Raw genomic sequence first — 22,028 nt, 5'->3', positions numbered from 1 at the left:
CGAGGGGTCCGGCAGGGTCTCGGGGCGGGAGAGGTCCCAGGCCTGCGCGGCCTGGATGCCGATGCCCCGGGGGCCGGTGCGGCGGGTGTGGCCGTGGACCAGCAGCAGCGTGGGGGCGAAGAGCACCTCGCCGGAGACGGCCTGGGCCTCATCGAAGAAGGTGCAGTCCACCGCCCCGGAACCGTCGTCGAGGGAGATGAAGACCACGCGTCTGCCACTGCGCATGGGCGGGGTCATGGTGGAGACGCGGACCCCTGCGACGACCACCTCGGTCCCGTTGCGCAGCCCCAGCAGGTCCTCGGCGCGGGTGGCGCAGTAGCGGCGCATGAGCTGCGCGTGGGAGTCCATCAGGTGGGCGGAGACCTCCGTGCCCATGGTGTCCATCTCCGCCCGGACCCGTTCCTCGGGGCTCGGTTCGGCGAGCCGGGCGGGCAGGCCGGCAAGGTCCACGTCCCCCAAGGGCAGGCTCAGCTGACCCTCCCCCGGCTGTGAGCGCGGGGGTCTGCCGGTGACGGGGCGCTCTGCCTGTTCACGGAGGAAGTGGACCATGTCGGTGTGGGAGGCGCGGGTGCCAGCGCCGCGCAGCAGGGTGTCGAGTGCGCCGGCTGCGGCGAGGCGTTGCAGGTTTCTGCGGGTGGGGCGGGCGCGGGTCTTGACCTCGGCGAGGGTGCTGTAGGGCTGTCCGGCGAGGAGACGTTCGGTCTCGGCGGCACTGAGGCCGGTGATGGAGTTCAGGGACATGCGGATTCCCCAGGCACCGTCCTGGGTGTGGGGGATGCCGTGGTCGAGGTCTGCGGGTTCCACCGTGCCGGGGCGTGGTGTGACGGGTTCCACCCGGTGGTGCTCGCCGCTGCGGTTGACGTCCGGGCCGAGTACGGGGATGCCCATGCGGCGGGCCTCTCCCACGAGCAGGCGGGCGGGGTACATCCCGGGGTCGTGCTCCCAGACGCCGGCCATGAAGGCTTCGGGGTGGTGGGTCTTCAGCCATGCGGACTGGTAGGTGGGCACGGCGAAGGCGACCGCGTGGGCCTTGCAGAATCCGAAGCTGCCGAAGGCGTGGAGCAGCTCCCACACGGTGTCGATGGTGCGGTGGGTGTAGCCGCGGCCGTGGGCGGCGTCACGGAAGGCGGCCTCCACGGCTGCTTCGCCGTGGGAGCCGAGCAGGCGCCGCCAGACGTCCGCGCGGCCGAGGCCGCAGCCGGTCATCCGGTCCATGATGCGCATGATCTGCTCGTGGTAGACCGCCACCCCGTGGGTCTCGGCGAGGATCTCGGTGAGGTCCGGGTGCAGGTGCTGGGGTGCGGACCAGCCGTGGCGTGCGTCGAGGTAGGGGCGGACCATGTTGGCCTGCATGGGGCCGGGGCGGAAGAGGGAGATGTCCACGATGAGGTCGTTGAACTCCTGCGGGCCCATGGTGCCGATGAGCTCGCGCTGCCCGGGGGACTCGATCTGGAAGCACCCGAGGGTGTGGGTGGAGCTGATCAGGCGGTAGGTGTCCGGGTCGTCGCGGGGCATGGTGTCGAGGTCCGGGGGTGGCTCGTGGGGGTGCAGCCGTGCGGTCTCGGCGACGGCGTGGGCCAGGGTGGACTGCATGCGCACGCCCAGGACGTCGAGCTTGATCAGGCCCATGGGGTCCATGTCGTGCTTGTCGTACTGGGACATGGGCAGTCCGATCCCGCTGGCCTGCACGGGGGTGCGGTCCAGGAGGGTGGTGTCGGAGAGGATTACCCCGCACGGGTGCATGGAGATGTGGCGGGGCAGCCGGTCGAGGCGTTCGGTGAGGTCCACGAGCAGGTCCAGCTGCCGGTTGCCGCGCAGTCTGTCCGCGAGAGGTGCGAGCTCGGGCCGGCGGGTGAGCTCCTGGCGCAGGGTGGCTCCGGGGACGCGCCACAGCTGGCCCGCCACGTGGTCCACGTCCTGGGCGCCGAGGCCGAGGGCGAGTCCGGCGTCCCGCACGGCCCCGCGGGAGCGGTAGGCATTCTGCATGCTCATGAGGGCGACGCGCCGGGGGCCGAAGCGTTCGAAGATCCGCTGGTAGACGGCGTGGCGGCGGGCGCTCTCGATGTCGATGTCGATGTCCGGCAGATTGGGGCGCAGCGGGGAGAGGAACCGTTCGAAGACGAGGTCGTACTCGAGGGGGTCCGCCGGGGAGATCCCGAGCAGGTGCACCACCAGGGAGGAGACCCCCGAACCGCGGGCGGCGTGGCGCACGTCCATCTCGCTCATCAGCTCCGAGACCTCCCCCACGGTGAGGAAGTAGCCCGCGAACCCCAGGTGGGAGATCACGTCCAGCTCCCGTTCCAGCCGCGAGCGCAGTGACTCCCTGTTGAGTCCCGGCACGGTGCGGTCCCAGTCCTCGTGCCCGTGCAGGCGTGCAAGGCCGGCGTAGCAGCGGCGGGCGAGTTCGCGGTCCGGGTTGCCCTGGACCCCGAGGACCGAGGCCTCCGGGATCACGGACCGGCCCATCCCGAGATCGTGCTCGGGGTCCAGGATGCAGCGTTCGGCCAGGTGGTGGGTGTCTGCGAGCAGCCTGTCCCGCCCGGCGTCCCCCTGGTCCGCGGCGTGGGCAATCTCGTGGGCGAGCAGGGCCATGCGGTCGTCGTCCTTGAGCCAGCCCTGACCGTTGGGCTGCAGGACGCCGCGGTCCGCGCCCGCGAGCTCATCCAGGGGCATCAGGGTGCGGGCGGCGTCCAGCACGTCCGCGGTCACGGCCTGGCCGGGGTGGGCGTAGCGCACCGCGTTGCTCAGCACCACGGGCAGCTGCGCCCGGTGCCCGATCTGGAGCATGCGCACCGCGTGGCCGGTGCTCAGGGGCGTTCCCTGGGGAGAGAGGTGGGTGGCGGTCTCCACCACGAGGGTTCCCGGGGGCAGCACGCGGCGCCACCGTTCCAGGGCGGTGCGCGCGGGCTGGTAGTGGCGCCCGGCGAGCAGCTTGCCGACGTCCGAGTCCGGGCCCACCAGGACCACGAGGCCGGGCTTCCCGTGCGCCGCGGCCCGGTGGACGTGGCGGGCCAGCTGCGCGGTGGTGAGACCGATCGGGTGGCCCTGGTGCCGGTCGTGGGCGCGGTGCGCGGCGGAGACCACGCGGCACAGGGCGGCGTAGCCGGCCCCGGCGTTGTTTCCCGTGGCCAGCACCACCACGCGCCCGAGCACCCGGGGCGGCAGCGGGCGACGTCGCTGCCCGCCGCGGGTGCCCGCCACGCCCGCACGGCCCGCGCCGAGCAACGCGAGGTCCACCCCCAGCACGGGAGAGAGGCCGTGCTCCCGGCACGCCAGGACGTGCTTGACCGCGCCGTAGAGACCGTCCCGGTCCGTGCACGCGAGGATCTCCGCCCGCTGCTCCGCTGCGGTGGCCGCCAGCTCCTCCGGGCGCGCCACACCGTAGTGGGCGCTGAAGGCGGAGGCCACGTGGAGATGAGGGAAGTGCATGGACGTATTCGAATCTTTATTCGAATACTTGTCAAGTGCTGCGGGTCCTGGTGCAGCACCTCCGGGCCGCTCCACCGGCCGCTCACCCAAGGGTCACCCCGAGCAGCTGCCACTGGTCCGAGACCTGGTTGCGCACGAGCCGGAAGGTGCAGGGCACGGCCGCCCCGCCCCGCAGCGCCTGAACCTGCCACAGCTCCCGGTCCACCATGCTGATGCGGGACTCACGGGGCACGCGATCCTCGGATTCCCACCATTTCCGCCGTTCGTACCACCGCACGGGCGGCTCCACCACGTGGTGCACGCCCCCCCGGTGGACCACCTCCCGGGGCACACCGGCACCGTTGCAGCGCACGACCACCTCGGCCGCAGTGCCCTCGGGGATGAGCTCACGCCCCTGCCTGCTGGGCGCCGCCCTGACCCCCGCGCCGATCACCGGCACCGAGTCCCACGGATCCTCCCAGGACCCAACCTCCATGCTCTCCACCACAGTCATGGCGTTCCGTCCTCCCCGGATATTCGAAACTTTATTCGACTCCTAAGACGGTGCCAAGGCCGTCCGACACGCATAAGCGACTCGACGCGCTCCAACCCACCGCACCCTCCACCCGGAATACCCCGCCTGCCCGCGAAGTTCTCCTGTGAACCGGCACCGCCCCTGGTGTCCGGAGCACGGAGAAGGAGCAAGTAAATGACACGCATCGCAGTCCTGGGCGGCACGGGATACGCCGGGAGCAACATCGCAGCGGCGGGTGTCCGGCGCGGGCACCAGGTCACCGCCTGGAGCAGGAACGCCCCCGAGCACCCGGTGGCGGGCGTCGAGTACCGCACGGGCGACGTCGCCGACCCCACCGTGGTGGCCGCAGCCCTGGAGGGCACGGACGTGGTGCTCACCGCCCTGTCCCCGCGCGGCACGCTGGCCGGAGAGGGCGTGATGCGCGCCGTCGAGAAGGGCATTGCGGAGCAGGCCATGGCCCGGGGCATCCGCTTCGGAATGGTCGGCGGGGCTGGCTCCCTGCGGGTCAGCGAGGGCGGCCCGAAGGTCTACGACGCCCCGGACTTCAACCCTGAGTGGCGCCGGGACTCCGTGGAGGTCGAGACCGTGATGACAGACCTGGCCGAGACCCCCGAGTCCTTCGACTGGTTCGTGATCTCCCCCGCCGGAGAGTTCGGCGCGTGGAACCCCGGCGAGCACACCGGTTCCTACCGCACGAGCAGCGAGGTGCTGCTCACCGACGAGTCGGGGCGTTCGGTGATCTCCGGGGCGGACTTCGGGGAGGCGTTCCTCGACGAGGTGGAGCGCCCGGCGCACCACCGCGAGCGCTTCGGGGTGGCCTACTGAGCGGTTGACGACTGCGCGCGGCCCGTAGCCGGCGCGGGGGGGTGAGTGGTGGGTGGAGCGCCGGAGGGCCGCGTAGCGAGGCAACCCGGCTTCTCCAGCACCCGGCCGCACACCGTTCCCACCTCTCCTGCGTCCTCGGTGCCCCCGGGGCCCAGTGCCCCAGACCCTTGCAGCCCTGCTGCACCCACCGTGCCCCGATCCGTGCCACACGGCGTCATGTGCGGCGGGTTCCGGGTTGTCCGCCCCGCGGCGGGTGTGGTTGTGTGGTGGTACAGGAATCACGAGTTCCGGCCCAACAGCCCTGGCTGGCCGGACGGCAACCCTCTGACGCTGTCGTGGGGTGCCCCAGGTGATGATTCGGCCCGTGACCACACCGGTGCGGGCAAGGACGGCGTCCGGTTCCCCTGCGCTTCGTGACGCCCCGGTCTGAAGGACTGTTCATGGGCCACGCCGCACCCGGCCGCACCGACGAGACTCTTCTGCCCCGCCCCGCGGGCACCGTTACAACAAGTGGCGGGCACGACGACGCCGCGCGCACCGCCGCTGCCAAGGCGCAGCTCCCCGGTGCCACCCCCAGCACACCTCACGGCACCGCCCCAGGCCTGTCTCCCGCTGCTGCTTCTAGCGGCCTGCGGGCCGCGGGCGCAGCGGTGCGCTCGAAGAAGCGGGTGCTGGCGGCGTCGTTCGTGGGCACGACCATCGAGTGGTACGACTTCTACCTCTACGGGGCGGCGGCCGCCCTGGTGTTCAACCACTACTTCTTCCCGCAGGGCTCGGGCGTGGGAGCGGTGATCGCCTCGTTCGCGACCTTCGCGATCGCGTTCTTCTTCCGTCCCCTGGGCGGGATCATCGCGGGCCATCTGGGGGACCGGATCGGGCGCAAGGCGCTGCTCGTGGCGTCCTTGCTGACCATGGGGCTGGCGACCACGGCGATCGGTCTGCTGCCCGGTTTTGGGCGGATCGGCTGGGCCGCGGTGGTGCTGCTGGTGGCCTGCCGGATCCTGCAGGGGCTCTCCGCGGGGATGGAGTGGGGTGGTTCGGCCGTGCTGTCGGTGGAGCACGCCCCCTCCGGGCTGCGGGGGCTGTTCGGCTCGTTCACGCAGGTCGGCTCGGCGGCGGGGATGCTGCTGTCCACCGCGTTCTTCGCCGTGGTGCAGGCCGTGACCACGCCGGAGCAGTTCCAGGCGTGGGGCTGGCGCGTGCCGTTCGTGTTCTCGGCGGTGCTCGTGGTGATCGGGCTGGTCATCCGCGCCGGTGTCACGGATGCCGAGGAGTTCCGCGAGGTCAGGGCGGAGGAGAAGCGCGCCGTCTCCCCCGTGCGCGAGGTACTGCGCGAATACCCGCGCGGTGTGCTCGTGTGCGTGGGGCAGCGCATGGTCCAGCCGGCGATCTTCTCGGTCCTCACCGTCTACACGCTCACCTACGTGACCCAGCACCGCGGTCAGAGCCAGTGGGTCATGGTCTCCATCCTGATCGCGGCGGCCGTGGGGATCGTGGGCGGACCCTTGTGGGGATGGCTCTCGGACCGTGTGGGCCGCCGCCGGATCTCCGGGATCGCGGCCGCACTGGTCGGCGTGTTCGTGTGGCCCTACTTCCTCTTCCTGGACCACGGCCCACTGGCCCTGCTGCCGTTCGTGTACCTCGTGGGCCTGGCCGTGCTGCACGACAGCATCTACGGCCCCCAGGCGGCACTGTTCGCCGAGCAGTTCCCCGTGCACCTGCGCTACTCAGGGGTCTCCCTGGGCTACCAGGTGGGCACGATCCTCTCGGGCGGGCTGACCCCCATGATCGCCGCGTGGCTCGTGGCGCGCGGTGGGGGAACGCCGTGGCTGCTGTGCGGCTACCTCAGCGTCCTCGCCGTGGTCTCCGTGGTCACCGCCCGCATGGCGCGGGACTCCGTGGCCGACGGCGCCCGGGCAGTCCCCGTGCCCGTCCGCGCCCCGGTCCCCTCCTGAGCGCCCGGTCCGACGACGTCGCCCGCCTGCCCGAGCGCCGCTCCGCCCGGCTCGGACCGCCGCTTCCCGACCGTCCGCACCATCACCCGTCCCCGTGAAAGGCCCCCATGCCCCGTCCGCTGCTGTTCAACGCGTTCGAGATGCCCGTGCCCGTCCACCAGTCCCCCGGGCTGTGGCGCCACCCCGAGGACGAGTCCCGCAACTACGTCTCACCGACCCACTGGGAGCGGGAGGCGAGGACGATCGAGGCAGCGGGGTTCCACGGCATCTTCCTCGCGGACGTCCTCGGGCTCTACGATGTCTACGGCGGCACCCCGGACGCCGCCCTGCGCGGCGGGGTGCAGGTCCCCCAGCTGGATCCCCTGCTGCTCGCGCCCCTGCTCGCACGGGCCACGGAGCACCTCGCCGTGGGAGTGACCGCCTCGGTGACCTACGCGGCGCCCTACGACCTCGCCCGGCGCTTCGCCACCCTTGACGCCCTCACGGACGGACGCATCGCGTGGAACGTGGTGACCTCCTACCAGGAGTCCGCCGCGCGCAACCTCGGTCTGGGGACGCAGCTGCCCCACGACGAGCGCTACGACCGCGCGGACGAGTACATGGACGTGGTCTACGCCCTGTGGGAGGGCTCCTACGCGGAGGATGCGTACGCCGCGGACCGGGACAGCGGCGTCGTCGTGGATCCCGCGAAGGTGCGCGGCGCGGGCCACCACGGCACGTACTTCGACGTCACCGCACCCTCCCTGACGGCCCCCACCCGCCAGCGCACCCCGTACCTCTTCCAGGCGGGGGCCTCCCCTCGTGGGCTCGCGTTCGCCGCGAAGCACGCCGAGGCCGTCTTCTTCTCCGGTCCCACGCCCGAGCACGTCGCCCGGTGGACCGGCAGGCTCCGCGAGGAGGCCGAAGCCGCCGGGCGCGATCCACGCTCCGTCAAGGCGTTCACGAACGTCGCCGTCGTCGTGGCCGAGACGGGTGACGCGGCCCACGAGCGCTTGGCCGAGTACACCCGGTACGTGGACGTGCCCGCGGCTCTCGCGCTGTTCGGCGGGTGGACCGGGGTGGACCTCTCCGATGCGGACCCCGACGCTCCACTGGAGCATGTCGAGACGGACGCCAACCGTTCGGCGCTCGCGTCGTTCACGACCATGGACCCGGACGCCTCGTGGACGCCACGGCGCGTGGCGGAGTTCGTGGCGATCGGCGGTCGAGGTCCCGTGATCACGGGCTCCCCGGAGGAGATCGCGGACGAGCTGGAGCGCTGGGCGCGGGTCGCGGACGTGGACGGCTTCAACGTCAACGCGTGCGTGCGCCCCGCGGACTTCGAGCGCTTCGGGCGCTTTGTGGCGCCGGTGCTGCGCGAGCGGGGTGTGCTGGCACCGGCGGCCACCGTGGGCGGCGCCGGGGACTCCGGTACAGGGGACGACGGCGCGGCGCGAGTTCCCTCCGCCCGCGAGGTCTTCGGCGGTGCCGGGCCCCGGCTGCCGCTGGACCACCCGGGGGCCGCGCACCGCAGCTGAGCCGGGCGGCGTCGTCATCCGGGGCCCTGGAACCCCGGAGGCCCCGTCCGGCACCCGCGTCACCGGGTGCCGGACGGGGCCGGCGGGGAGGGAACGTGCTCAGGGCTGGGCGGGCAGCACGTACCGTCCGGTCCTGTCCGTGGCCAGGGCGAGGGAGGAGATGTGCTGGACCTCGCCGTCGGGCCCCGGCTCGTTGGAGCGCAGCATGTCCGGGCGCTCGAAGTCCAGGCCGGTGACGTGGCACGTGAGCAGTTCGTCGGAGGGGTTGCCGTCCGCGTCCGTGTAGGGCAGCTCGATCCCGTCGTCCGTGCGGCGCAGGTAGTAGCGCCCGCGGGTGGCGATCGCCGTCAGCGGAGTGGCCACGAGCGCGATCAGCACCGCGAAGATCGGGGAGAACGGGGCGATCCCGGGTCCGAAGGCCCCGAAGAACATGGCGATCGAGATCCCGGCGGACAGGCCCAGGGAGACCAGGCCCACGGGGTTCCAGTTGTGCAGCATGCCCCGGCGGAACTCGGGGACCTTGGGCGAGAGGCCCAGCACGTGCTTGTTGACCACGATGTCCGTGGCCACCGTGACGATCCACGCGATGGCGCAGTTCGCGTAGAAGCTGAGCACCGTGTTGAGGAAGTCGAACATGTTCAGCTCCATCAGCGTCAGCGCAATCGCCAGGTTCACGCCCACGAACACCAGGCGCCCGGGGTAGGTGCGGGTCACGCGGGTGAACGAGTTGGTCCACGCCAGGGACCCGGAGTAGGCGTTGGTCACGTTGATCTTGATCTGGGAGATCACCACGAGCACCACCGCCAGCACCATGGCCAGCCACCCCGGCATCATGTGCTGGTAGACGCCCAGGAACTGGTGCACGGGCTCGTTGGCCGTGGCCGACGCCGCGGGGTCCAGGCGCGCGATCAGGTACACCGTGATGAACAGCCCGGTGATCTGCTTGGCGGCCCCGAAGACCACCCACCCCGGCCCGGCCAGGATCACGGCACGCCACCACGCCACGCGGTTCTCCTCCGTCTTGGGCGGCATGAAGCGCAGGTAGTCGATCTGCTCCGCGATCTGCGCGATCAGCGACAGGCACACGCCGGCGGCGAGCATCACGGCGGCGAAGCTGGGACCCTGCCCGCTCTCACCGCGGTAGTCCAGGAACTCCCCCACCGAGGAGGGGTCCGAGACCACCAGGTAGCCCACAGGGATCACCATCAGCACGAGCCACAGCGGGGTGGTCCACACCTGCACCCGGGCCAGGGACTTCATTCCGTAGATCACCAGCGGGATCACGATGATCGTGGCGATCGCGTAGCCCACGGGTTTGGGGATCCCCAGGCCCAGTTCGAGCCCCTGCGCCATGATCGAGCCCTCGAGCGCGAAGAGGATGAACGTGAACGTGGCGAAGATGACGTTGGTGATGATCGAGCCGTAGTACCCGAAACCGGAGCCGCGGGTGATCAGGTCCAGGTCCAGGTTGTAGCGGGCCGCGTAGTACGCCAGCGGCAGCCCCGTCACGAAGATGATCACGGCGGCCAGGAGGATCCCCAGCAGGGCGTTCGTGGTGCCGTGGGCCATGCCGATGTTCGCGCCGATCGAGAAGTCGGCGAGGTAGGCGATGCCGCCCAGCGCGCTCGTGGCCACGACACCCGGTCCCCACTGCCGGTAGGAGCGCGGGGCGAAGCGCAGGGTGTAGTCCTCCAGGCTCTCCTTCGCGGCCGAGCGGGCTCCGCCCTCTGCAGTGCCGGCCGTTGCAGCCCCGGCACCCGGACTGGTGCCGGGTGGTTCCGAGGGGGAGAGTTCACTGCGGGATTTCACGTCCAGGGACATGCCGCCGTCCTTTCGTCGCTCACGGGGGCGGACCCCGGAGCGGGATCCCCACCGGGCGGGGCACGCCCGGGAACCCGCGGTGTCCGCGGATGCCTCGATCCTGACGCGGTCGTGTTTCCGGCGTGTTGACGGCCTGAGTGCAGCGTGTGACGCCCAGGGCCTGCGTGTAACGATCTGTCGACAGCGCCCCGCCCGGCGGGCGGTGTCCCGGCCCGAGGGGCGCGTCGCGGCCGCCGGGCACGACGGCGCGGGGCGGCGACGTCGCGAACGGCCAGTGCGGCGACGTCGTAGCGAGCGGCGCTCAGGCCTCGAAGAGCGGGCGCCCGAGGTAGTCCGCCGCGTCCTGCGACACCCCCGGGGGCACGGCGAAGAGCCCGGAGCCGGTGTGGCGCAGGTACTCGCTGAGCGCGTCCTGGCGGGCGAGCTTCTTCTGGATGGGCACGAAACCGGTGGCGGGGTCCTTGACCATGGCGATGAAGAACAGCCCGACGTCCATGTTGCCCACGGTGTCCGTGCCGTCCGCGTAGTTGTAGCCGCGGCGCAGCATCTGCACACCGTCGTTGGTGTCCGGGTGGGCCAGGCGCACGTGGGAGTCCTCGGGCACGATCGGCTGGTTGCCGGAGCCCATCATCCCCAGGTCCACGGGCGTGAACTCCTCGCCGCCGGACAGCGGTGCCCCGCTGCCCTTGGTGCGCCCGATGATCTTCTCCTGGCCGGTGAGCGACTCCCGGTCCCACGTCTCCAGGATCATCCGGATCCGCCGGGCTACCAGGTAGGTGCCGCCGCGCAGCCAGGAGTCGTCGGTGACCCACACGTGGTCCTGGATCGCGGAGGCGTCCTCGGCCTTGAGGTTCGCGGTTCCGTCCTTGAAGCCGAAGAGGTTCCGGGGCGTGGCCTGCTCGGTGGAGGTCGATGAGGTGCGGCCGAAGCCCAGCTGCATCCAGCGGGTGGAGACCACTCCGAAGCCCATGCGGATCAGGTTGTGCACGGCGTGGACGGCCACCTGCGGGTCATCGGCGCACGCCTGGATGCACAGGTCTCCGCCGGTGCGCGCGTCTTCGAGCTTGTCCCCCGGGAAGTGGGGCAGCTCGACCAGCCCCTCCGGAAGCCTGGACTTAAGACCAAACCGGTCCCTGCCCGAGGAGTCCTGGAACAGGGAGCGGCCGAATCCCACCGTGACCGTGAGGTGGGCGGCCGAGAGGTCGTGGGCCTCCCCCGTGTCCTGGGGCGGGGCGTACTCGGAGCCGCCGTCGAAGCCCGTCTCGGTGACGTCCAGGCCCTGGGTGATCCGCCGGCACGCCGCCGTCCAGTCCTTGAGCAGCCCGATCAGCTCGTCACGGTCCTTGGTGAGCACGTTCAGGGACGCGAAGCACAGCCGGTCCTGCGCGGGCGTGACGATCCCGGCCTGGTGCTCGCCGTGGAAGTCCACGACGTCGTCCGGGGCGCGGTCCCCGAGCGTGTCCTGCAGTGCGGCAACCGCGGGAGGCCCCGCCACACCCAGCCCCGCGCCCACGGCGAGCGCCCCGGCGCCCGTGCCGAGCAGGGCGCGCCGGGAGAACCCGCGGCGGGTAGTGGTCGGGTGCTCGTCCCGTGGTGCCTCGTTCATACTGGTTACTCCACGACCTTGTCGGTCACGGTGGACAGGGGTTCGGACAGGGCGTTGACGGCGTCGGAGAGCTTCTTGACGTCGTCCTTGCTCAGCTTGTCGTAGGTCACGAAGCCGTCGCCCTCCTTGTGCTGGTCGAGCAGCTTCTGGAGGTCCTCGAACCGGGTCTTCAGGGTGGAGTCCAGCTCCGTGTCCCGCTTCTTGAGCAGCGGGGAGAGGTCCTCGTACGCGATCCGGGCACCGTCCACGTTGGCCTGGAAGTCCCACAGGTCCGTGTGGGACCAGGTCTCCTCCTCGCCAGTGACCTTGCCGGTGGCGACCTCGTCGAGCAGCTCCTTGGCACCGTTGGAGAGCTGGTCCGCGGTGAAGGTGATGTCGCGGGTGCGGTCGTGGAGGGTCTGGGTGTCCGTGACGAGCTGGTCGGCCAGGGCGTCGCGATCCTTCTGTGCGAGAGCCGTGTACCCGGTGGCCGGCGGCCACAGGTCCTTCTCGATGCGGTGCCAGCCCGTCCACTTCTGGCCGTCCTCGAGGTCCGCCTCGCGAAGGTCCAGCTTGGGGTCCAGGTCACCGAAGGACTCGGCGACCGGTTCGATGCGCTCCCAGTGCATGCGCACGGGGGCGTAGAGCTCGCGGGCCTTGTCGTCGTCGCCGTTCTTGTAGGCCTGCGCGAACTCCTTGGTGCCTGAGAGCAGCTGCTCGGCCTGGTCCTTGACGTAGGACGCGTACTGGCTGGTGGCCTGGTCCTTGAGCTGGCTGTCCTGGGCATCCGCCTGGTCCCCGGCCTCACCCTTGGTCACAGTGAAGTCCCCGCGGATGCCGTCACCGACCATCCCGGGCTTGCAGGCCGTGAAGTACTTGCCCTCCGGTGCGGAGACGGTGAGGGTGCGGTTCAGGCCGGGGGCGATGTTCTCCACCTCGCCCACGATCCGCAGCCCGTCCTCCCCCAGCAGGTAGAACTCTGTGACCTTCGAGCCGTCGTTCTTGACGTCGAAGCGCAGGGTTCCCGACGACGCCTCGGTGGCCGAGACCTCGCACTTGTCGTCGGTGCTCGTCACGGAGATCGTGCCGTCGTCCTTGGCGCCGGACTGGTCGTTGGGCTGGCACGCGGAGAGGGCGAAGAGCAGCCCGGTGGCGGTCACCAGGGCGGAAAGGGTCATAGCGGTGCGGGGCATGGCGGTCCTCGGTCTCGGCCGTCGACGGCAGTGGGATGGGTCTGTGAGTTCTCGCTGCGGGGGCGTGTGGCCGCGGGCGGGAATGTGGTTCAAGCAGTGGCCGCGGCTGCGTCGGACGCGGGGTGCGACGTCGTGCTCACTGCGGCGGTGGGCCGGGCTCGTCCGGAGCGGGATCGGCGGATGAACAGCGGCATGACGATCAGCACGTAGAGCCACCACGCCGCGAACTCGAGCCACGTGGTGGCCGGGGAGAAGTTGAAGACGCCCTTCAGCAGCACGCCGTACCAGCTCGTGGGAGGAATCGTGGCGGAGAGGTCGAAGGCCAGGGCGCTGAGCCCTGGCAGGATCCCGGCCTCCTGCAGGTCGTGGAAGCCGTAGGCGAGCACCCCGGCGGCCACGATCACGAGGAACCCGCCGGTCCAGCGGAAGAAGGTGGACAGGTTCAGCCGCAGCAGTCCGCGGGTGATGGCCCACGCGATGAGCACGGCCACGAGGATGCCGAGCACCGCCGCAAGCGCGGGGGCGAGCATCCCTCCGCTGCTCCCGGTGGCGCGGGTGGCGGCCCACAGGAACAGCGCGGTCTCGAGTCCTTCGCGGCCCACGGTCAGCGCGCCCAGCACCACGATGCCCACGGTGGAACCCTGCACGGCCAGAGAGGCGCGGGACTCGAGCTCTTTCTTGAGCCCGCGGGAAGCGGAGGCCATCCAGAAGATCATCCACGTGACGAAGCCCACTGCGATGATGGACAGTGATCCGCCGATGGCCTCCTGGGCCTCGAAGGTCAGGGTGGAGGGACCGAACGTGAGCAGCGCGCCGAACCCCAGGGCCACGAGGATCGCCGCAACGACCCCCGTCCACAGGGGCTTCAGCGCCGAATGCTGCCCCACCCGCTTGAGGTATCCCATGAGGATCGCGACGATCAGCGCCGCCTCGAGACCCTCACGCAGGCCGATCAGAAAAGTTTGGAACATGTCCCCGTCTTCCACCCATGAGGTTAGGCACACCTAAGAATATGATCTCAAAGTACCACGAGAACGCCGCGGTTCCGGGGCCTGCGGGGTTTGTGCGGGGACGTGTCAGCCGTGTCGCAACGGGGCGGCCACCGGGGCCACAACGGCACCGGTGAGCCGAGTCAGGTCCTGTGGTGCGAGCCCCACGTCCAGACCCCGGCGACCGCCCGAGACGTAGACCCGTTCCAGCTTCCCGGCACTCTCGTCCACCACCGTGGGCAGCCTGGTGCGCTGGCCCAGCGGGCTCACCCCGCCGAGCACGTACCCGGTCAGGCGATGCACGTCCGCCGGCTGCGCGAGCTTTGCCTTCTTGGCACCCAGTGCGGCGGCCGCGGCCTTCAGGTCCGCGCGCATCTCCACCGGCACCACGCACACCCCGAAGCCCTCGTGGTCGAGCTCCACTACGAGGGTCTTGAACACGCTGCGGGCCTCCACCCCCAGCTCCTGGGCTGCCTCCAACCCGTAGGACTCCGCGCGCGGGTCGTGCTCGTAGGCCCGCTCCTCGAACTCCACCCCCGCCGCTGTGAGCTGCTGGGTGGCCGGGGTGGCCGACGCGCCGTGCTTCTTCTTCGCCATCTCGCTCTCCTCTCACACTCCACCCGGGCGGTGTCCAGCCCGCTCTGGGGCGGTACCCGGTGTGCTTGGGTACTGTGGTGACCAGCCCGCGCGGCGAGAGCTCCTCCAGCGGACCTCCCCGAGACCTGCGGGGTCACGGTCAACGAGCCTACGACCCTCCCGCCGCACGGACGAGTGCTCCCCCGGCACCGCCCCCGTCACCTCCCCGTTCTGCGCGCACCGTACGCCCCACAGCAGGCCCGCGACGATCCCCCGATCACCGCGCACCGCAGCCCCGGGCCCTTGCCGCACGCGGCGGCTGGCTGCGCGGGGGCGCCCCACCAGGACCCAGGAGGTTCGGGACGTTGGCCACCACACACGCCCCCGGCACCACCCCGCTGCCCGAGCCGCACCCGGCGGCCCTCGAGCGCTTCCCCGCGGCCGGCGCCGCTCCCCGGCGCCGGCTGCTCGTCTTCCCCCACGCCGGCGGCGGCGGGCTCAGCGGCAGAGCACTGCTGCACCCCGGCACGGAGGTGGTCGTCCACCGCCGCCCCGGCCGCGAGTCCCGCATGGGCGACCCCACCCCCGTGAGCGTGCGCGGCGCCATCGACGAGGCACTCGCCGCCCTGCTTCCCGTGCTTGACGCCGACGGCGTTCCCACCGCGGTCCTCGGCCACTCCTTCGGCGCGCTGCCCGCCGCGGAGTTCGCCGCCGCCCTGGACAGGCTGCGCCCGGGGCGCCTCGAGCGCGTGGTGCTCTCGGCCAAAGCCACCCCGCCAGCTCCGGACCCGCAGCTCGCGGCGATCCTGGAGGACGACGGCGCGCTGGCCGCCTGGCTGCTCGCCCTCGGCGGCACCCCCGAGGAGCTGCTCACCGATCCCGGGCTGCGCGAGATGGTCCTCGCCCCGCTGCGAGCGGACCTGCGCGCCTCCCTGTCCTACGACGGACAGCCCCCGCACCTGGCGACTCCCCTGCTGCTCGTGCACGCCCGCGAGGACGGCGGCGCCACCGCCGAGGCCATGGCTGGGTGGGCCCGCTGCACGGGTGGAGCCGTGCGCACCCTGGGGGTCCCCGGTGGCCACCACGGCCTGTATGCGCACCCGGACCTGCTCCACGCCGCCCTGGACGAGTCCGCGGACGGCGCCCTGTGAGCGCCCGGACCGTCACCGTGGCCCAGCCCGTCTGGGCGCAGCTGCGCCGCCGAGTGCCCGGAGCCCCTGCAGACCTGACCCTGCACGTGCTGCCGCTGTCCGAGGTCGCGGCCTGGGTCGAGTCCGCAACGGGCTGTCTCTCCCCGGAGGAGCTCGCCCGCGCCCGCGGGATCCAGGAGACCTCCGCAAGGGAGCTGTTCGTGGTCTCCCGCGTGGCCCTGCGCCACGTGCTCGGCCACCGCCTGGGCTGCGCCCCCGGGGACGCCCCCGTGACGCACGACCCGCGCACCGGCGCTCCCCGCGAGGTGCACGGCCGCGCGAGTGCCGTGGCCGGGTGGGGCGGTGACGCGGGCCCCGAACTCGGCTGGTCCCCCGCCCTCGGAGCTCTGCGCCCCGTCCACTTCTCGGTCTCCCGCACGGCGGGTCTCGTGGCGGTGGTCACCGCGCAGCGCGAGGTGGGCGTCGACGTCGAGAGGCTGCAGAGCGAGGTGGAGGCGGACGTGCTCCTGGATATCCTGCACCCCGCAGACCGCGCCCGGCTCGCGGGACTGCGCGGGCGGCGTCGTCGTGTGGCGGTGACCCGCGCATGGGTGCGCGTGGAGGCGCTCGTGAAGGGTTGGCAGACCGGCCTGGCACGGGACCCGGCGAGCATCAACGTGGGCACCCGCTCCCGCGCCACCTACGGCCCGGACTGGACCGTGGGCGACGTGCGCACCAGCACCCGGGAGAACGCCCGGCTGGCCGTGGCATGGCGAACGGACCCCGCCCCGCAGGGCTGAGGTCCGTTCGTCGGATGCGGTGCGCGCTACCGGGTGCTCACCGCGCGCGGGTCTCCGCACGACGTCGCGGCGGCGCCTTCTTGACCGGCACGACCGCGGCGGCCACGCCCTTCGACACCTTCGTGACCAGCCGCTCCAGCGGTCCGTTGCCCAGCGCCTTCTGCCAGGCCACCGCGAACAGCGCCGCGACCGCGATCTGCACGAAGTACCAGAACCACGGCGTGCCGTCCGTCCACACGAAGGACAGGAACACCAGGTGGCTCACGTACAGGGTCAGCGTCATGGAGCCCATGGCGCCGAGCCAGGTCAACCACTTGCCGATCACGCGGCTGAGCAACAGGAAGATGCCCAGCGCGATCATGGCCATGCCCGCACTCTTGAACAGCGCGAACGGGGTGTTGGTGTGCGGCCCGGAGAGCAGCAGCCACAGGTTGGTGGTGTTCGGCATCTGGGGGTCCGGGCCGAAGGCCTGGATGGTCCACACGTCCTCCCACGTCATCCACGGGGTCGCCTGGAGCAGGGCGTCCTCAAGGTCGAAGCGCCACAGCATCAGCAGGGACACCCCCCAGCCGATGGCGGCCACCACGGCACCCACGATCACGAGCAGCACCTGCACCCGGTCACGGGACAGCGGCAGCCGGCCCAGGGCCATGCCCAGGCAGATGAACGTCATCCACGGCAGCGCCGGGTAGGTGCCGGTGAGGAACAGCTCCGCGAGCACAGCTCCCGGATCCGTGAACAGCTCCGCGTAGCTCGGGTTGCCGTAGACGTGCGCGGGCAGCACGGACAGGGACCACTGCATCACGAACGGCATGACCACCGCGAAGAACACCGAGGAGGCAAGCAGCCACCGAACGGTCATCAGCGTGAACGGGATGGCCACCAGGAACATCAGACCGTAGTAGATCAGGATGTTGTACACCGGCAGGTCCAGCAGGTTTATGGTCATGCCGATGAGGAACAGCACGATCGAGCGGACGAGGATTGACACGCGCGCCCGGTGGCCCTCCCTGCCCTTGCGGGGGTGGCGTCCGCCGGTCATGAACGCGAGGCTCACTCCGGCCAGGGTGGCGAACAGTGCGGCGGAGTGGCCGGCGAACAGGCTCCACTGCAGGGTGGGCTCCTCGTCCACGCCGTGGGTCGCGGGCAGCACGTGGACCGCGATCATGCCGATCAGGGCGAAGCCACGGGCCACGTCCACGCCCATGATGCGGCGCTTGGTTCGCCGCCCGTCCGCACTGGTCTCGTTGCGCGTGACCGCCCCGTGACGGGGCGCGGAGGTGGAGCGCGGCGGGGCGGTGACCACCGGGGTGGCATGGGTCCACAGTCCACTCTCGGCGGCCGTGCGGCCCTCGTCCCCGCGGTCCCCCAACCACACCTCACGCGGTGGGCGGCGCCCCGGCTGCGGGCGCTGCCCGAGCGGGAGGTCGCCTTCCACGACGTCGTCATTCACACTCTGCTGGGTCATTCGGTGGCTCCCTTGTGCTGGGCGGCGGGCTCCCCGAGGGGGATGGTGGCCGTGTGGGCCGAGGGCACCGCGGTGGACCCTGCGGTACGGGGCGACGACGCCGTGGCGGGCATGCTGCTCGTTGTCGCACCGGGCTCCGTGGCACCGTGCGTGGTGGCACCGGAGCCCGGGGTGGCCGACGCCGCTGTGGCCGACGTGCCGGTGCCGGCGGCACCGGCGGTGGGCAGTGCCGGGGTGGGCACCACCATGGCGCTGACCACCTGGTCACCGGCCTCGAGGTGGCGGATGGGGTTGCCGCCCCAGTTGCCGTCCGAGGGCACGGTCTCCTGGCGCATCACCAGTGAGCCCGGTGCCACGGTGGTGCGCTCCTCGATCGTGGCGCCCGGCAGCACGAAGCTGTTGGGCCCCAGGGTGGAGCCGCGGCGCATGGTCACCGGCTCCATCCGCATGATGCGGTCGTGGAACAGGTGGGTCTGCAGCACGGTGCCGCGGTTCACGGACACGTTGTCCTCCAGGTGCACGAGGTCGAACTCGGGCAGCCACCAGGTCTCGCACCACACGCTGCGCCCGATCTTCGAGCCCATCAGGCGCGCCCACACGTTGAACATGGGCGAGCCCACGCTCAGCCGGATCATGGAGGGCACGGCCAGGGACTCCGCGAAGATGTCCGTGAGCTCGTTGCGCCACACGAAGGAGCTGAACAGGGGGCGCTCCGAGGCCCGGAAGCGGCCCATCAGGGCCCACTTGACCAGCACAGGCACCAGGCACGCCACGGTGCTCGCCACGGTCAGCACCACGCCGGACCACGCAAACGCAGCCACGACGCCGCTGGCGCCCATGCCGTGGGACATGTAGATCACGGTGAGCACGTACACGATGATCAGGTCCAGCCAGGCCGAGACCATGGCGGGCAGGAAGCGGAAGATCTCCACGAACGCGCGGGCCGCCTTCAGACGGCGCTGCGGCTGGAACGTGGACTCCGAGTCCGCCTCGGTCTTCGCCCGGGCAATCGGCTCCGCGGTGCGACCCAGCCAGGAGGACCCGGCGGGGGCGTGGTACGGCGCGGAGCTGAGCACGGCCACCAGCGCGTCCGCAGGGAGGTCCCGGTCCGGTCCCACGATGCCAGAGTTGCCCACGAAGGTGCGCTCACCAATCACCGAGGTGCCCACGTGCAGCCAGCCGAAGCCAGCGCGGTGCGAGGTCACCAGGGCGTGGTCCGCGAGGAACGAGCCGTCCTTGAGCGTGGTCAGGTGCGGAATGGTCTCCGCGGTGGAGATCTCCACGTTGCGCCCCACCTTGGCACCGAGCAGGCGCATGAACCACGGGGTGATGCACGAGGCGTAGATCGGGTAGGTGGAGATCAGGGTGCGCTGCATGAGCGTCTCGGTGAGCCACATGGCCCACCCCACCTTGCTGTCCTGCGGGAAGTAGCCCGGGACGATGGTCCCGGCCAGCAGGCGCACGACCGCCACGACGAGCAGCAGCCACACCACGGCGGTGACGACCGTGAACACCGGGACCCACACGGCCACGATGGGGAACACGATCTCGTACTCCTGGATGTGGATGACCTGGGTGAGCACGATCAGCGCCCCGGGGATCAGCGCGAGCAGCGGCAGCACGCCCACGAGGACCGCGCCGAGGCTGTACATGAGGTAGGACAGTCCCTTGCCCCACGTCTTCAGCCCACCCGTGGACTCCGGGGAGCCTTCAGGCCAGGTCAGCCCGGCGGTGCCGAGGTAGCGCAGCGGGGAGCCGCCCCACAGCTCCCCGTCCGGGATGCTGTGGGTGACGTGCGAGCCGGGCAGCACCTCGGCGCCGTCGCCCACGCGGGTTCCGGGGTCCAGCAGGGTGCGGGTGCCCACACGGGCGTCGTTGCCGACCTCGATGGCCCCCACGTGGAAGACGTCCCCGTCCAGCCAGTAGCCGGAGAGGTCGGACTCGAACTCCACCGTGGAGTTCTCGCCCACGCTCACCAGCCCGGTGACGGGAGGAGTGTTGTACAGGTGGGCGCCCTTGCCGATTCGGTTGCCGAACAGCCGGTGCAGACCGCGCGCCATGGGCGTGCCGGTGAGAACGTCGTACTTGTTGTAGACCACCAGGCGCTCGGCGGCCCACACGCGCACGTGGTTCCAGCTGCCGCGCGGGTAGTGCCCGGGCTTGAGTCCGGCGGTGAGCAGGCGCACCGTGGCCGCGCCGATGAGCACGCGCCCCGGTAGGGAGAACATCACGAGCCACCCGATGATCAGCGGCCACAGGGGCGGCTTGGGCACCCAGCCTGCGTCCGCGACCACGGCGAGGATCCAGACCACGATGACTGAGCCGACCACGTAGCGGAAGCCATTGAGCACGTTGAGCAGCAGCAGGAACGCGCCCTGCAGCCATCCTGCGGAGGCGGGGATGGGCTCGGGGTCCCGCTTGTGGTCGTGGGACTCCCCCAGCGTCGCCAGGTAGCCGGCCATGGACTCGAGCGTGGGGTGCGAGTAGATCTTGGCGATCTCGGTGTCCGGGTGGGTCTTGCGCAGGGCGGAGACCAGGCGGGCGAGTGCCACCGAGCTGCCGCCCATGGCGAAGAAGTCGCTGTCCGCGGTGAAGGGCAGCGGGCCGAGCTGGTCTGCCCACAGTTCCGCGAGCCACGCGAGATCGCCCTGCAGCGGCGCGGAGCCGTCCTCGTTGGAGGCGGGCAGCGGCCAGGGCAGGGCCTTGCGGTCCACTTTGCCGGAGGTCTTCATGGGCAGCTCGTCCATGAGGCACAGGGCCGGGACCATCTGGCCCGGCAGCCGCTCCACGAGCCAGCGCCGCGCCTCGGAGAGGTTCACGGAACCCTCGAACTCGGGGACGAGGTAGCCGGCGATGACGCTTCCGCCACCCGGGGTGGAGTGCACAGCGCACGCGCCGAGCTTCACGCCGGGGACCTGGGTCATCTGGGTATCGATCTCCCCGAGCTCGATGCGCCGCCCGGAGACCTTGACCTGGTCGTCCGCGCGCCCGGCGAAGACGATGCCCTCCTGATCGGCGCGCACCACGTCCCCGGAACGGTAGGCGCGATCCCAGCCGAGTGACTCGAGCGGTGCGTACTTCTCGGCGTCCTTCTCCGGGTCCAGGTAGCGGCCCAGGCCCACGCCGCCGATGATCAGCTCGCCGGTCTCGCCCCAGGCCACGGGCTCGCCCTCGGCGTCGACGACGGCGAGCTCCCACCCGGGCACGGCCAAGCCGATGCGGATGGGCGCTTCACCGGTGAGCAGGGCACCCGTGGCGATGACGGTGGCCTCGGTGGGTCCGTACGTGTTCCAGACCTCACGTCCGGGGCGCACGAGGTGCTTGGTCAGTTCCAGGGGGCACGCCTCCCCGCCGAAGATCAGCAGGCGCACCCGGTCCAGCGCCTCGCTGGGCCACAGGGACGCGAGCGTGGGCACCGTCGAGACGGCAGTGATCTGCTTGTCCACGATCCACTGGCCCAGGTCCGGGCCGGAGCGCACGATCTTGCGGGGCGCGGGCACCAGGGTGGCGCCGTGACGCCACGCGAGCCACATCTCCTCGCACGAGGCGTCGAAGGCCACGGAGAGCCCGGCCATCACGCGGTCACCGGGGCTCAGCGGGCGGCGCTGCAGGTACATCTGGGACTCCGCGTCCACGAGGGCGGCCGCGGAGCGGTGGCTGATGGCCACACCCTTGGGCTTGCCGGTGGAGCCGGAGGTGAAGATGATCCAGGCGTCGTCGCGGGTGCGCGGGGTCTCCGTCTGCTCGCCCGGGGTGACCGCGGGGTTGCGGGTCAGCTCGAGGCCCTGGCCGAAGACGGCGGCGACGCCGGCCTCCTCCCACACCGTGTTGGCGCGCTCGTCCGGGTCGTCCCAGTCCACGGGCACGTAGGCCGCGCCGGCGAAGAGGGTCGCGAGGATGGCCACGTAGAGGTCCACCCCGCCGGACGGGACGCGCACGCCCACGCGGTCTCCGCGGCCGACGCCGAGATCCCACAGCCGCTGCACGTGGGTCTCGATACGGTCCTCGAGCTCGCCATAGGGCACGCTCTCGTTCTCGTCCTCGAGCGCGATCGCGTCCGGGTACTGCTCCACGGTGTCCAGGACGATGTCCACCAGGGTGCGCGGTTCCGGTGGCTGCTCCACCGGGTACACGGCCCGGTCCGGGCCGATGCCCGCACCTGCGGCGTGTGCCCCGCTTGTTGATTCTTGGCTGTCCACTGCGTGTACTCTCCCCCTCGCTAAGGA

14 protein-coding genes and 1 riboswitch are annotated in these 22,028 nt (G+C 71.3%); of the genes, 5 read left to right on the top strand and 9 right to left on the bottom strand.

All coding sequences use genetic code 11. The features are described from left to right. Both B3G12_RS12375 and B3G12_RS12370 read right to left on the bottom strand, forming a co-directional pair. On the bottom strand, window positions 1-3,429 hold a 3,429-nt coding region (locus tag B3G12_RS12375), incomplete at its 3' end, for a DNA polymerase III subunit alpha (protein ID WP_290500620.1). Between the two features lie 82 nt (window positions 3,430-3,511). Continuing rightward, window positions 3,512-3,922 carry a hypothetical protein gene (locus B3G12_RS12370; RefSeq protein ID WP_244944660.1) on the bottom strand — a complete coding sequence of 137 codons (411 nt, stop codon included), beginning with the start codon at window positions 3,920-3,922 and terminating at the stop codon, window positions 3,512-3,514. A gap of 195 nt (window positions 3,923-4,117) precedes the next feature. On the opposite strand from B3G12_RS12370, the gene B3G12_RS12365 reads away from it, so the two are divergent. The 3 genes from B3G12_RS12365 to B3G12_RS12355 all read left to right on the top strand — a co-directional run bounded on the left by B3G12_RS12365 (window position 4,118) and on the right by B3G12_RS12355 (window position 8,240). Then, window positions 4,118-4,768, top strand: coding sequence for an NAD(P)-dependent oxidoreductase (locus B3G12_RS12365; RefSeq protein WP_145009229.1), 651 nt, complete (start codon window positions 4,118-4,120; stop codon window positions 4,766-4,768). Window positions 4,769-5,044: 276 nt separating this feature from the next. Next, window positions 5,045-5,163, top strand: a riboswitch (SAM riboswitch). 45 nt (window positions 5,164-5,208) lie between these two features. Then, on the top strand, window positions 5,209-6,723 hold the full coding sequence (locus B3G12_RS12360) for an MFS transporter (protein ID WP_290500615.1): 1,515 nt from the start codon (window positions 5,209-5,211) through the stop codon (window positions 6,721-6,723). 107 nt (window positions 6,724-6,830) lie between these two features. Continuing rightward, window positions 6,831-8,240, top strand: coding sequence for an NtaA/DmoA family FMN-dependent monooxygenase (locus B3G12_RS12355; protein WP_144942612.1), 1,410 nt, complete (start codon window positions 6,831-6,833; stop codon window positions 8,238-8,240). Window positions 8,241-8,339: 99 nt separating this feature from the next. Here the strand turns inward: B3G12_RS12355 and B3G12_RS12350 are convergent, their stop codons facing one another. The 5 genes from B3G12_RS12350 to ybaK all read right to left on the bottom strand — a co-directional run bounded on the left by B3G12_RS12350 (window position 8,340) and on the right by ybaK (window position 14,425). Continuing rightward, window positions 8,340-10,061 (bottom strand): purine-cytosine permease family protein, encoded by a 1,722-nt coding sequence (locus tag B3G12_RS12350; RefSeq protein ID WP_144942611.1) that lies wholly within the window; start codon window positions 10,059-10,061, stop codon window positions 8,340-8,342. A gap of 301 nt (window positions 10,062-10,362) precedes the next feature. Further along, entirely contained in the window at window positions 10,363-11,667 is a 1,305-nt protein-coding gene (gene efeB, locus B3G12_RS12345) for an iron uptake transporter deferrochelatase/peroxidase subunit (RefSeq protein WP_144942610.1), read from the bottom strand. 5 nt (window positions 11,668-11,672) lie between these two features. Then, window positions 11,673-12,839, bottom strand: a complete 1,167-nt coding sequence (gene efeO, locus B3G12_RS12340) for an iron uptake system protein EfeO (protein WP_290500612.1) — start codon at window positions 12,837-12,839, stop codon at window positions 11,673-11,675. Window positions 12,840-12,928: 89 nt separating this feature from the next. After that, the gene (gene efeU, locus B3G12_RS12335) at window positions 12,929-13,810 is read right to left on the bottom strand and encodes an iron uptake transporter permease EfeU (protein ID WP_145009231.1); all 882 of its coding nucleotides are present in this window, start codon (window positions 13,808-13,810) and stop codon (window positions 12,929-12,931) included. 105 nt (window positions 13,811-13,915) lie between these two features. Then, window positions 13,916-14,425: a Cys-tRNA(Pro) deacylase gene (gene ybaK / locus B3G12_RS12330; protein WP_290500609.1), complete on the bottom strand. Its 510-nt coding sequence runs from the start codon at window positions 14,423-14,425 to the stop codon at window positions 13,916-13,918. A 344-nt stretch (window positions 14,426-14,769) separates the two neighbouring features. On the opposite strand from ybaK, the gene B3G12_RS12325 reads away from it, so the two are divergent. Together B3G12_RS12325 and B3G12_RS12320 are read left to right on the top strand one after the other, a co-directional pair. After that, window positions 14,770-15,555 carry a thioesterase II family protein gene (locus B3G12_RS12325; RefSeq protein WP_260983350.1) on the top strand — a complete coding sequence of 262 codons (786 nt, stop codon included), beginning with the start codon at window positions 14,770-14,772 and terminating at the stop codon, window positions 15,553-15,555. Beyond that, the gene (locus B3G12_RS12320) at window positions 15,552-16,334 is read left to right on the top strand and encodes a 4'-phosphopantetheinyl transferase family protein (RefSeq protein WP_144942607.1); all 783 of its coding nucleotides are present in this window, start codon (window positions 15,552-15,554) and stop codon (window positions 16,332-16,334) included. The genes B3G12_RS12325 and B3G12_RS12320 overlap by 4 nt, the downstream gene beginning before the upstream one ends. Before the next feature lie 37 nt (window positions 16,335-16,371). Here the strand turns inward: B3G12_RS12320 and B3G12_RS12315 are convergent, their stop codons facing one another. Both B3G12_RS12315 and B3G12_RS12310 read right to left on the bottom strand, forming a co-directional pair. After that, window positions 16,372-17,802: a DUF418 domain-containing protein gene (locus B3G12_RS12315; protein ID WP_290500606.1), complete on the bottom strand. Its 1,431-nt coding sequence runs from the start codon at window positions 17,800-17,802 to the stop codon at window positions 16,372-16,374. Continuing rightward, on the bottom strand, window positions 17,799-22,001 hold the full coding sequence (locus B3G12_RS12310; RefSeq protein WP_290500604.1) for a Pls/PosA family non-ribosomal peptide synthetase: 4,203 nt from the start codon (window positions 21,999-22,001) through the stop codon (window positions 17,799-17,801). Before B3G12_RS12310 ends, B3G12_RS12315 begins: the two co-directional genes overlap by 4 nt. Window positions 22,002-22,028: the final 27 nt, after the last annotated feature.

Origin of the sequence: Kocuria sp. UBA5001 (assembly GCF_002398425.1) — a bacterium.
Classification (GTDB): Bacteria; Actinomycetota; Actinomycetes; order Actinomycetales; family Micrococcaceae; genus Kocuria; species Kocuria salsicia.
This window is presented reverse-complemented; position numbering and strand designations above follow the sequence as displayed.